The following is an 11,695-nucleotide window of genomic DNA, read 5'->3' as shown; positions in this document are numbered from 1 at the left end:
GATTCATTATTTTTTGGAATTATGGATTAAATGGAATATACTACCAATTGAAAAAGTCATCAAATATGGATAGAAGATAAAAAATCGATCGGTCTTCGACTTAACCTGGTAAAACAAAATCACTTAGGGGTTGTATCAGCTTGGTACATTGGTTCAGAAACCCCTGACATATGTATGTATATCATTTTAATCAATAGTTTAACAGAACAACCTTCAGATGATGGAGGTTGTTCAGCTTGTAGAATAAGGTCCCCTTTTAGGGTCTAAATCTGCAAGCTTTTTTGTGTAGTAATAACAATTATAACTTTCTTTTGAAGGAGGAATGAATAATGACCATTAGGAAATTAACTAAAGTCGGCGCAGTTGAAATGTTGAAAACTGCAAATTTAACTTTTGGAGACGAATTAGAGGTTGAGTTCAAGGGTGAAGAAATCATTTTAAGGAAAAATAAAAATGTGAAATTACCTAAAGGTGTAGATGCAGAATTTATGGAAATATTTTCAGACGTTATTAAAGGTCATGACGAAGCATTCAAGGGATTGATGGTTAGATAATATGACGTTTATAATCTATCTTTCCACTAATCAAATTATTGCTATTAATGCCATTCAAATAAAATTTTATTCTCCTACTGAACAAATCGGAGTGAAAGATCCCGGTCTCCTTGATTCTGCAGTGAACAAACCCAGACAAACTATATTCGAGAATGATGCTTACCCATCTATTCATAAAAAGGCTGCAGCATTATTCGAATCCATTTCAAAAAATCATGCGTTCCACAACGCAAACAAGAGGACAGCACTCGCTTCCCCCCTATTATGTTTCTGAAGATCAATCATTATCAATGGATAATGGAAATAGAAGAAGAACAGGATTATGTTGTAGATGTCGTTAACCATAGGTATGATTATAAAGCTATCGCAATAATCATCCAAGAGAACATAAAGGCTTTATAAAGGGGTTCGAAATTGATAACTAATTGCTCCCTTATTTCGCTAACAGGTGCATTACTTTAATACAGGGTTGCTTCGGCAGCCATCATTTTTACATGGATCCGGATTTAGTTGTAGAACGGGAAGGGTGGTCGTCTAACCATTATTTCACGGGACAATGAAGAAGTATTATTTGCCAACTTTCCTTCAAGTACAGCAGCATGGGCTATTAAATCACAAGATACAGCACTTGTTTTAGTTGCAAAGGAATATATTAGGTATGACCTAATGTTTTCTGAACTAGCCAAAGAGGTTGATCTGCATAGAGCAGGGGAACTCTGGAAAAAAACCTAACCTATTGAAGTTACAGGAAAACGGTTCAAGTAATTTGGACCGTATTTTCTTTGTCTTTTTCTATAATAATTAGGTTAATAATCTCTAAGATGATAAATAAGCTCTTCGGATAGGAAGACAGAATAATGTCCAATAAAGCTGAAGTATTAAAAAGTATAGGGAAAATCGACTAGGTTGGTTACAAAGATACATTGATTCTCCAGAAAAAAACAACAGTTTTATCGACGTTCTTTGTGGATTGTTGTCATATCACAAATATTCGGGGGTGCAGTTCTTGCAGCTGGAGTAACCGTCGGAGCACTTCTTGTTTAAGACATGTTGAGTACAGATAGTATGGTACAGGTTAAAACTGGATGTATTGTCCTTATTGTTTCAACGGTCATCGTGTTAATAACAGGGTACCTATCATTTTATTTGAAAACCCGGACTCACCGTCCATTAAAAATAGGAAGAAGTAAAGACTTATCAAATAAATTTTGAAGGTATAAGGAACTGAATTTAATGTTCTCAATTCTTATGGAGATATAAAAAAGACAATTGAAAATCTTAACCAATTAATCTATTGCTTTCATTTCCAACATGCTATTTTGTTTTCACTAAAAAGTTTAATGGAACTGAAAGTGAAATTTACCCTACAATAGCAAGTGTTTTAACAACAGAACAGGGAACAAAGTTTAATTACAAAAAATTGATACTTAATTAATATTTTGCTGCATAGTTTCTCTGATCTTATATTAATAATAAGAAACATCAACACAAAATGAGCTTGGAAGTGCATCCAAGCTCATTTATGTAATTCATAACCTATATAATAAATCCAGTAGTTTAAATGAACCAATTAATCCTCTTCAATATTCTCCATTTTTATATTTAAATCTTCAGCTTTAATAATTATCATGAATTTTATTTTCTTAATATATCCATTTTCACTTAAATTTAAATTATTTCCACCGATAAAAAAGAATACGTATTCTGAAAATTCATCATCATTTCCTTCATAATAATTAATCTTCTCCACATCTTCCCACGAATAAGTATATTCTTTCAGCGATAAAAGAGTAGAATATGAAATTGAATCTTCCGATAATGATTTATAAGATTGAGAAGCTACATAAAAAGAAGTTATACTCAACAATATTTGCTAAAGATAGATACAAGCCTAAAATAAACTAAAAAACGGAAATAATAACATAAGATAATGATTTTTAAATGTTTCATTTTGTATATTTAACAGAAAATCTACTAGAAGAAAAAGTCCAGCGAGATAAATTACACCAATCATAATATAGAGTGTAGTTTTTATAGTTTCCTCCTTATTATTATAATATTTTTTTGCTGGTTGACTATTGTATAATAAGTAATATACTTACATAATGTGAATATTTTACTATTTTAAAAGGAAATTATAATTAAATCAGCAAAGATTCTATTATCAATTGGAATTTTATCTTTATCCTTGGGTATAGCAAACTCACATGCTTTTGTAGAAGGAACGGTTCTGGTGCAAAAACTTCAAGACAATGGCAATTAATCTTTAAATCTTGGACATACTGATACTATTAATCTAAAAAAGGTGCGTGATCAGTATGGAAAAGCAAAATTTATTCAAGTGGAAACATTATCAACCCGATATTATTCTTCTAACCGTCAGATGGTACCTACAGTACAACTTGAGCTTTCGTAATCTTGTGGAAATGATGGAGGAACGAGGATTATCGATGGCTCACACGACAATTATGCGTTGGGTTCATCAGTATAGTCCTGAATTAGACAGGCGACTTCGTCGTCATATAAAACGTACAAATGATTCATCGAGAGTAGACGAAACGTTTATCAAAGTAAAAGGTTTCAATGGATGTATCTGTATCGTGCAGTAGATTCCGAAGGAAACACCATTGACTTTTACCTGAGTAAAACAAGAGACCAAAAGGCTGCAAAGTACTTCTTCAAGAAAGCTTTGCGGTCTTTTCATGTTTCTAAGCCTCGTGTCGTAACTGTCGATAAAAATCCAGCGTATCCTGTAGCCATTCAACAGCTAAAAGACGAGTAAAAGATGCCTGAAGGCATCCAAATGAGACAAGTGAAATATCTTAATAATATCGTAGAACAAGATCATCGTTTCATTAAGAAAAGAGTACGCTCCATGCTGGGATTCAAAACGTATGAAACTGCTACTTCAATAGTACGTGGCATTGAAGCCATGCATATGATGAAAAAAGGGCAAGTTCACCAAGGGGTGAAGTCTGCCCAAAATCGAAAAGAATTCATTGATAAACTGTTTGGCATCGCATCATAATCCGTAAGTTAGCAGGAAATTCATGTCCTATGTTTTTTTGAAATCATCTTTGCACCAGAACCCTATATAGAATATTATTTCATCCAGATTAAAAGGAGAATGGAAATATGCGTTCTATTAATATTGCGATTATTTCAGGTTCACAGAATACCAGTCAATATTTAGCCAGGCAGTTGAGTGACCTTTTAGGCAAATATTTATCTTTCGTTCCTTTTTCGAAGGAAGAGTGGGTGAAGAATGAGACAGATTATGATCTCATACTACTAAGTACCCAGACGATCTTTACCCACCAGCCGCTCCTAAAAGTAAAAACATCTTTAGAGAGCATGGTTATCAGACGTACGCTGTTAAAATCCAGCTGGGACAAAGTCTTATCGATCCAATCCGGTAGCAAATGGCTGCTTTATAACGATGAACGAGAATCGGCAGACGAAACTGTTTCTTTACTTTACGAGCTTGGAGCTAGGCATATCGAACTTATTCCAGCTTTTCCGTCTATGGAGAAAATCCCTTCTATTACAAGTGCAATAACGCCAAATGAATATAAAATTATACCTCCAAACATCACAGAGGTTATTAACATAGGGGAGCGGGTAATTGATGTAAGCACCATTGTCGATATATTGACTCGGTTTGACTTATTGCAGGAAGATACACAGCATATTGTTTCCGATTACACGAAAAAAATAATTACTCGAAGCCAGGGTCTCCATGTCACGATGGAAGGATTGATAAAAACAACAAAGGTTCTTCAGCAAACCGTTAACATGGTCCAAGATGCAGTAATCGCCTATGACCACCAAAAGAATATCACGATATTTAACAAAGCTGCGGAAGAAATATTTGCTCTTTCCTCTTGGGAGGTGGCAGGAAGAGATATTCTTTCTCTTTTTCACGACGAAAAACTAACAAGAGAGACTTTAGACACTCCTTTTACAGGAGTTCCTTTTATAATAAGAAACCAACAGGTGATCATGAACCATATAAGTATTGAAAATGGGGAAGTAGAAACCGTTTCGGGAGGAGTTCTAATCCTTCAAGTTGCAAAGAAGTTAGAAGAACTTGAGTTAAAAATAAGAACCAAGTTGAAGACGTCCGGTCATCAGGCCAAATATACATTTCAGGACATTATTACAGAATCCGAAGAGATGATGATGCTGATCGATATGGCAAAAAAGATGGCTCAGAGCGATCTAAATGTACTTATTCTAGGAGAAAGTGGAACGGGAAAAGAATTGTTTGCCCATTCCATTCATCAGTACTCGACTCGTGCAGCATTCCCATTTGTTGCAGTGAACTGCAGTGCTTTATCAGAATCACTGCTTGAGAGTGAATTATTTGGTTATGAAGAAGGGGCATTTACAGGGGCCAGAAAAGGAGGCAAGCCTGGACTATTTGAGCAAGCACATCGAGGAACCATTTTTCTTGATGAGATCGGAGATATTTCCTTATCTTTTCAGAAACGGCTCCTTCGGGTTCTACAGCAAAGAGAAGTCCTAAGAGTAGGGGGAACAAAAGTGATTCCTATTGATGTGAGGGTTATTTCTGCTACAAATCGTAACCTCTTAGATTTCGTCAAAGAAGGGAAATTTAGAGCTGATCTATATTACCGCTTGAAGGTATTACCCCTGTCCATTCCACCTTTGCGAGAGAGAGGAAAGGATATCCTTCAACTAGCTAACTTTTTTCTTCGTCGTAACGGATGGAATAAGAATTTATCAGCAGCCGTGTCGGAAGTGTTTCTGCAATATCATTGGCCAGGAAACATCAGGGAACTACAAAATACTATGGAATACTTATCGATTATGAATAATGGTCATATTACAACTAAAGATTTACCGTTTCTTGATTCTCTTGCTTACAAACCCATGGCTACTACAAATGTGGATAAACCCCTAAGCGAATTTTCTAAACTGTCCAAAGAAGACTTAAGCCTATTTATTCTCCAGTCAATCCTCAGTGAAAGACAAAAAGGTAGAAGTATTGGCAGGCGAGGCCTATGGAATATAGCCCAACAGAGGACGCTGCTTACCAGTGAAACTGAAATACGTATTCTACTAAAAGAGCTTCATGAAAAGCAATGGATTAAGGTTGGTAAGGGAAGACAAGGATGCCATATAACAGAAAAAGGATTGTACCAATTACAAAATGGGGTAAACGGGATAAACAGGATTTAATGAACTCTTAAAACCGTTTATCCCATTAAATTAGAGAAAAAATCCCTTTGCATGGTTTAATAAAAGTTGGCATACTTTTTGCATTATAAGTTAGAGTATTCCTAATTGACGTAATATTAAGAAAGAGGTGAACGGTTTTAAAAAAAAGGGGAGATTTGATTTGAATAAAGAAGTTGTGCCGGCTTGCGACATTAAACATAAAGATTCTATTGAAGGGCTTGCCTGTGAACTTATTCGTATGGAAGCTACCACATCAGAACGTATTAATGCCTCCATTGGATATTGTGCAGAATGGCTAAGACAAAGAGGGCTTACTATAACTTTGTTGGAGAATCAGGGATTAATGAGCCTTGTTTGTATCGTAAATGAAGAGAGAGAGGGTCCTACTATTATACTAAACGGACATGTAGATGTTGTGTCAGCTGCCTCGGAAGATTTCAGCCCTCGGATTGAAGAAAGGAAGTTATTTGGGCGAGGAAGCTATGATATGCTGGGTTCCGTTGCTGCAATGATGCACGCTATGGTTGATTTGTCTAAAATGGACCTTCTGGTAAAAATCATGCTCTGTATAGTACCAGATGAGGAACGTGGTGGATTTGATGGAACAGGCTTCTTAGTTGACCAAGGATATCGTGGGGAAATTGCCATTTGCGGTGAACCTACCAATTATAAAATTGCTGTTCAAGCTAAAGGTGTACTGCAATTGAAGATGGAGGTTTCTGGCATAGCTGCTCACGGCAGTCGACCGTGGCTAGGGGATAACGCGATTCTTAAGGCGATGAAATATTGTGAGGCTATTGAAGCTATCGAGCAAATCCAAAAGACCAATTTATTTTTTACACGCCCTTCCTTTAATCTCTCGAAGATTGAAGCGGGCAAGGGCATCAATCAGGTTCCTGATCAATGCACGTTCCATTTAGATATTCGATATCTACCAGGTGAAGAAGTAAGCGAAATCATAGAGCAAATTCAACGTGCTGCTCCCGATGCAAATCTGGAAATTCTCGCTCAAGGTGTACCTGTGCTGACGGATGAAGGTCACCCCTATGTAGTCCAGTTAAAACAAGTCACTGAACATTTTTTGAACCGGAAAATTGAATTCTTTGGTCAAGACGGGACTGCAGATACAAGATTTTACGCCAACTATGGAATACCAGCGATTGAATTTGGGCCGGTGGGGGCAGGACATCACGGTCCCGAGGAATACGTTGAAATCGAATCACTTTATAGCTTTAAGGAAATTTTAAAGCTATTTGCTATTAATCTAGTAAAAATGGAGGAGTAAAAGATATGAAATTAAAAAATAAAGTAGCAATTATTACAGGTGCAGGATCTGGCAACGGAAGAGGGATTGCTCTTCGTTTTATGCAAGAAGGGGCTCATATTGTTATCGCAGATGTGAATGAAAAAGGGGCTCAGGAAACAGCAGAAAATGCTCCGCAAGAATCTAAGGTATTAATTGTTAAAACGGATGTAACCAAAAAAGCGGATGTGGAACAACTGGTAGCGAAGACAATGGAGACGTTTGGAAGAATCGATATTCTTGTCAACAATGCTGGAATTGTTGGCTTCACTCCTTTTTTTGAACTTGGTGAAGAAGAATGGGATCGTATTCATGATGTGAATTTAAAAGGTCCGTTTTTCTGTACTCAGGCGATCGCCAAGGAAATGATCAACCAGGGAACAAAGGGTAGAATTATTAATATCACCTCAGTTGAAGCGCATGTTATTGTCTCCAGCAGTGGAAGCTGTCAGCCGCACTATAATACCTCAAAGGGTGGGCTTAATCTTTTGACAAAAGCAACTGCTTTTGAGTTAGCACGTCATGGCATTACAGTAAACAGCTTGGCGCCTGGGGTAGTTCAAACACCATTTACTGAACAAGGACTTAAGATCCCACAAGTGAGGGATTGGATCATCGAGCGTCTTCCGGTTGGAAGAGTTGGACAACCGGAAGATATTGCCAATTCAGCGCTATTCTTAGCACTTGACGAATCCAGTTATATAACAGGAACGACACTGTTTGTTGATGGCGGTTGGACCATTCAATAAGTTCATGGGAGAACAACTTCTCCCATGATGAACTAAAACACAAGGAGGCATATAAATCATGATAGATCTCAATCGTTTACAGGATATGGTTGTCAATGGACATATTGAAACCGTTATTATTGCAGCTGCAGACATGCAAGGGAAGCTTTTCGGAAAGCGTGTTACTGCAGACTATTTTTTAGAGTCAGCTCAGAAGGGAATTCACGCCTGCGCGGTTAATCTTGTTTGGGACGTCAGCCTCGATTTTCAGGATAACTATGAATTTTGCAGTTTAGACAATGGACTCCATGATATGGTGATCAAACCTGACATGTCAACGCTAAGGCTCTATCCGTGGTGTGAAAAAACGGTCCTTGTTTTAGGAGATTTACAAAATAAGGATCAGACTGAAATTTCAGTTGCTCCCCGTACAATCTTAAAAAGGCAAATTCAGCGCGCAAAGGATTTCGGATATAAAGTGAACGCTGCGAGTGAACTAGAATTCTATTTATTTAAGGAAACTGAAGATACATTGCGAGAAAAAAACTATCATCAGCTTTCACCGCTGTTCCCTTATCCTGTTGATTATTCAATTAATCGCCTCACACGTGACGACAGGTTTCTAAGCAAGATTACTCGCCATTTGACGATGGCAGGCATACCTGTGGAATCCATCAAAGGGGAATGGGGCAAGGGACAATACGAAATTAACTTAAAATACTCGGATGCACTTAGGATGGCAGACCATACAGCCGTATACAAAAATGCCGTGAAAGAATTGGCTGCCATGGATGGTTTAACGGCAACTTTCATGGCCAAACCAGTAACTGATGACTCCGGAAGCAGCGGACATACTCATATTAGTTTGTGGGATTTACAAAGTGGGAAAAACTTATTCTATGATCCGTTGCAAGAGCACGGCATCTCGAATACTGGACGCTATTTCCTAGGCGGTGTAATGGAATTAGCTTCAGAGTTCATGCTTTTTTATGCGCCTTATATCAACTCTTATAAGAGGCTGATTGCAGGAATGGGAGCACCCAATACGTTAACATGGGGAGTAGACAATCGCACAACCTCTTTCCGCAGTGATGGAAAAGAGAAATCGATGCGCCTTGAAAACCGTGTACCAGGAGCAGATGCTAATTTTTACCTAGTTATAGCAGCATGCATTGCTTCAGGACTCTATGGAATTGAAAACAAGATTGAACCACCTGCATGTACAACAACGAACGCATATAACCTAAGCAATATAGGGTCTCTGCCGCTTAACCTTATGGAGGCTGTAGAACGCTTAGACCACAGTGAACGAGTAAGAGCCTTGCTGGGTAACGATGTCGTTGATCACTATCTAACAGCTGCAAAGATGGAAATTCAGGGTTATTTATCTGAAGTAACTGACTGGGAGCGAAGAAAATATTTTGAGTTTATTTAATATAGAGGGAGAGGAAGTAATGCTAAGAGCTACGGATGGGAATTTTATGTGGATTAATGGAGAGAAAGTAACGGCATCTAAGGAGATGGATGTCATCAATCCAAGCACAGGCAAGATTATAGGAAAGGTTCCAGATGCAGATGAAAGCCAAGTGGATCAAGCCATTACTGCAGCTTCCGATTCCTTTGAAAAATGGGCAGAGCTTCCGGCTGATCAAAGAGCTGTTTATCTTCAGGCGTGGGCCGATAGGATTTTAAGAAACCAAGAAAAACTAGCCCGTCTTTTATCTATGGAACAAGGGAAGCCGCTAAACGAAGCGATGGGAGAAATATATGGGACCCAGCTCATTATTCGATGGTTTGCCGAGCAAGGCAAACGGGTGTATGGGGAGATTGTCCCTTCTTCTCAACCGGGTAAACAGCTATACGTTCTTAAAAAGGCGGTAGGAGTAGTAGGGCTGATTACGCCATCTAATGTTCCAGCTGCTATCTTGGCAAACAAAGTTGCTCCAGCGCTAGCTGCCGGCTGTACGGTAATTTTAAAGCCTGCTGATCAGACCCCGCTCATTGCCATTGCTCTTATAGAAGAATTGATAAAAACTGAAATCCCTAATGGGGTTGTCAATATCGTGACAGGTAATGGTAAGCTGATTGGAGATCAATTAGTTAAAGATGAGCGCGTGAAGAAGATTGCATTTACTGGTTCTACACGAGTTGGCAAATTGATTATGGAGAATGCTGCCTCACATATTAAACGGTTAACACTAGAATTAGGCGGTAACTGTCCAATTATTGTGTTCCCAGATACAGATATTGAAAAAGTTGCGGATGCAATTATTGCTAACAAATTTGAAAACTGCGGACAGGTTTGTAACGGAATCAATCTCGTCTATGTTCACGAAACCATTCATGATGCATTGATTAATGCCCTTCAACAAAAAATGTGTAAACTAACTTTCCGGTTAGACGGTCAATATGAAGGTGACGTAGGTCCTATGATTGATGAAGGATATAGAATGAAAATTCAGGATTTAGTAGACGATGCCTTAGCAAAGGGAGCGACAATTCGGGCTGGTGGCAACTGTGTAGTTGAAGAACCGTACCGTAACGGATACTATTATCAGCCCACCCTATTAAGCAGAATCACACCAGAGATGAACCTCACAAAGAACGAAATTTTTGGTCCCATTCTTCCGGTGATGGCGTTTCAAGAGGAGGACGAAGTTTTACAGGGCTGCAATGAAACGCCATATGCTCTAGCTGCATATGTCTATACAAAAGAAGCCGCTCGAATGCATAGGTTAATGGCCCGTTTGGACTTTGGAAATGTTGGTGTTAATACCACTTCTTTAGCGTGTCCTCAAGCACCATTTGGAGGAACAAAAGAAAGCGGATTGGGAAGAGTCGGAGGACATCAGGGACTTGAAGAGTATTTAGAACTTCGCTATGTAGCATTGTTACCTGAATAGATTTTAAAAAGGGGAGGATGTTGAATGGAATTAAACGAACAAATTCAAAACCCTGTTGCTTCAAAACCAGGAAGGAGTGCTGGGGTAGGATATAAACAGGAACTGAATCGGGCCTTAACCTAAAAGATTTAATAATATATGGGGTTCTGGTGCAAAAACTTCAAGACAAATACAATTAATCTCTAAATCTTTGATACTATTACTCTAAAAAAGGTGCATGATCAGTATGATGCATACTGTATAAACTTTCAGTTTATATGAAAGCCGTTAGGAGAGACTAAAAATCTTTCAACTTCCTAAAATGACAAAATTCCCAATAAATTATAAACACTGTAAATACCTAACCGATTATAATAATACTTTTTAAAAAAATAGGCTAGGTGATGATCTAGTTATTTAAAAACCACACTAAGACATGTTGTCCCCAATGTGATTTATTATTACAAATAGAAACAATCAGAGAACGAATGATATCTACTGCCCTTAAAAATGGCTTTATAGATCTCCAAACGATAGAGCTAAGTCAGAATCTAGATCAGCTGTTGAATAGATTAATATCAACTGATTCTGGACTAAATTGCACAGCTATTTAGTCCTTTATTTTTTCTTCAAGATGTATCTATTATACAAAACGGTTCTGGTGAAAAAATTTAAGACACTTGCAATGAATCTCTAAATCTTGGGCATACTGATACTATCAGTCTAAAAAAAGGATGTGTACCTGTATGAAACAGAAATGATTCTTCTCACAGTAAGATGGTACATACGGTACAACTTGAGTTTTCGTGATTTGGTGGAAAATGGAGGAACGAGGCATATCCATAGCTTACACAACCATTATGCGGTGGGTCCATCAATATGGTCCTGAGCTGGATAAGAGAGTCCGGTGTCACTTCAAACAAACCGATTCTGTTGGTCGGAATTAACTATATTTGAAGAACGGTTCCTGTGGTCTTTCTAAAAAGTTATGACAGGATGTATGATGAGGCTCTAAAAATTGAT

The 11,695-nt window shown here is 37.9% G+C and carries 10 protein-coding genes and 3 pseudogenes; 12 read left to right on the top strand and 1 reads right to left on the bottom strand.

The genetic code is table 11. The features are described from left to right. Positions 1-329: 329 nt before the first annotated feature. The 4 genes and pseudogenes from RE409_RS14525 to RE409_RS14510 all read left to right on the top strand — a co-directional run. Positions 330-554, top strand: coding sequence for an AbrB family transcriptional regulator (locus tag RE409_RS14525; RefSeq protein ID WP_201253568.1), 225 nt, complete (start codon positions 330-332; stop codon positions 552-554). A gap of 1 nt (position 555) precedes the next feature. Then, complete coding sequence (locus RE409_RS14520; RefSeq protein ID WP_309557721.1) at positions 556-828, top strand: type II toxin-antitoxin system death-on-curing family toxin; 273 nt, start codon at positions 556-558, stop codon at positions 826-828. Beyond that, positions 819-956, top strand: a complete 138-nt coding sequence (locus RE409_RS14515) for a hypothetical protein (RefSeq protein WP_309557720.1) — start codon at positions 819-821, stop codon at positions 954-956. Before RE409_RS14520 ends, RE409_RS14515 begins: the two co-directional genes overlap by 10 nt. A 77-nt stretch (positions 957-1,033) precedes the next feature. Beyond that, a pseudogene (locus RE409_RS14510) lies at positions 1,034-1,286 on the top strand (TrmB family transcriptional regulator); the annotation flags it as partial. A gap of 838 nt (positions 1,287-2,124) precedes the next feature. On the opposite strand, the gene RE409_RS14505 reads toward RE409_RS14510, so the two are convergent. After that, positions 2,125-2,418, bottom strand: a complete 294-nt coding sequence (locus tag RE409_RS14505; protein WP_309557719.1) for a hypothetical protein — start codon at positions 2,416-2,418, stop codon at positions 2,125-2,127. Between the two features lie 454 nt (positions 2,419-2,872). On the opposite strand from RE409_RS14505, the pseudogene RE409_RS14500 reads away from it, so the two are divergent. From RE409_RS14500 to RE409_RS14465, 8 genes and pseudogenes are all read left to right on the top strand, one after another. After that, positions 2,873-3,582: pseudogene (locus tag RE409_RS14500) on the top strand (IS6 family transposase). 107 nt (positions 3,583-3,689) lie between these two features. After that, positions 3,690-5,759: a sigma-54 interaction domain-containing protein gene (locus RE409_RS14495; RefSeq protein WP_309557718.1), complete on the top strand. Its 2,070-nt coding sequence runs from the start codon at positions 3,690-3,692 to the stop codon at positions 5,757-5,759. Between the two features lie 160 nt (positions 5,760-5,919). Continuing rightward, positions 5,920-7,044 (top strand): M20 family metallopeptidase, encoded by a 1,125-nt coding sequence (locus RE409_RS14490; RefSeq protein WP_309557717.1) that lies wholly within the window; start codon positions 5,920-5,922, stop codon positions 7,042-7,044. A gap of 5 nt (positions 7,045-7,049) precedes the next feature. Continuing rightward, on the top strand, positions 7,050-7,811 hold the full coding sequence (locus tag RE409_RS14485; protein ID WP_201249419.1) for an SDR family NAD(P)-dependent oxidoreductase: 762 nt from the start codon (positions 7,050-7,052) through the stop codon (positions 7,809-7,811). 58 nt (positions 7,812-7,869) lie between these two features. Continuing rightward, a complete protein-coding gene (locus RE409_RS14480; RefSeq protein WP_201184854.1) occupies positions 7,870-9,225 on the top strand; it encodes a glutamine synthetase family protein in 1,356 nt (451 codons plus the stop codon). Positions 9,226-9,244: 19 nt separating this feature from the next. After that, positions 9,245-10,693 carry an NAD-dependent succinate-semialdehyde dehydrogenase gene (locus RE409_RS14475; RefSeq protein ID WP_201249420.1) on the top strand — a complete coding sequence of 483 codons (1,449 nt, stop codon included), beginning with the start codon at positions 9,245-9,247 and terminating at the stop codon, positions 10,691-10,693. A 446-nt stretch (positions 10,694-11,139) separates the two neighbouring features. Continuing rightward, positions 11,140-11,286, top strand: a complete 147-nt coding sequence (locus RE409_RS14470) for an aspartyl-phosphate phosphatase Spo0E family protein (protein WP_201254628.1) — start codon at positions 11,140-11,142, stop codon at positions 11,284-11,286. Positions 11,287-11,429: 143 nt separating this feature from the next. Further along, a pseudogene (locus tag RE409_RS14465) lies at positions 11,430-11,613 on the top strand (IS6 family transposase); the annotation flags it as partial. Positions 11,614-11,695: the final 82 nt, after the last annotated feature.

The sequence above is a fragment of the Peribacillus sp. R9-11 genome (genome assembly GCF_031345095.1).
Lineage (GTDB): Bacteria > Bacillota > Bacilli > Bacillales > DSM-1321 > Peribacillus > Peribacillus butanolivorans.
The sequence above is the reverse complement of the archived record's forward strand: the minus strand, read 5'-3'. Positions and strand labels throughout refer to the sequence as shown.

Bases quoted from the DNA above. Each gene is read 5' to 3' on its own strand.
- RE409_RS14525 (WP_201253568.1), top strand. From the start codon at position 330: ATGACCATTAGGAAATTAACTAAAGTCGGCGCAGTTGAAATGTTGAAA.
- RE409_RS14495 (WP_309557718.1), top strand. From the start codon at position 3,690: ATGCGTTCTATTAATATTGCGATTATTTCAGGTTCACAGAATACCAGT.
- RE409_RS14475 (WP_201249420.1), top strand. From the start codon at position 9,245: ATGCTAAGAGCTACGGATGGGAATTTTATGTGGATTAATGGAGAGAAA.
- RE409_RS14520 (WP_309557721.1), top strand. From the start codon at position 556: ATGACGTTTATAATCTATCTTTCCACTAATCAAATTATTGCTATTAAT.
- RE409_RS14485 (WP_201249419.1), top strand. From the start codon at position 7,050: ATGAAATTAAAAAATAAAGTAGCAATTATTACAGGTGCAGGATCTGGC.
- RE409_RS14515 (WP_309557720.1), top strand. From the start codon at position 819: ATGTTTCTGAAGATCAATCATTATCAATGGATAATGGAAATAGAAGAA.
- RE409_RS14480 (WP_201184854.1), top strand. From the start codon at position 7,870: ATGATAGATCTCAATCGTTTACAGGATATGGTTGTCAATGGACATATT.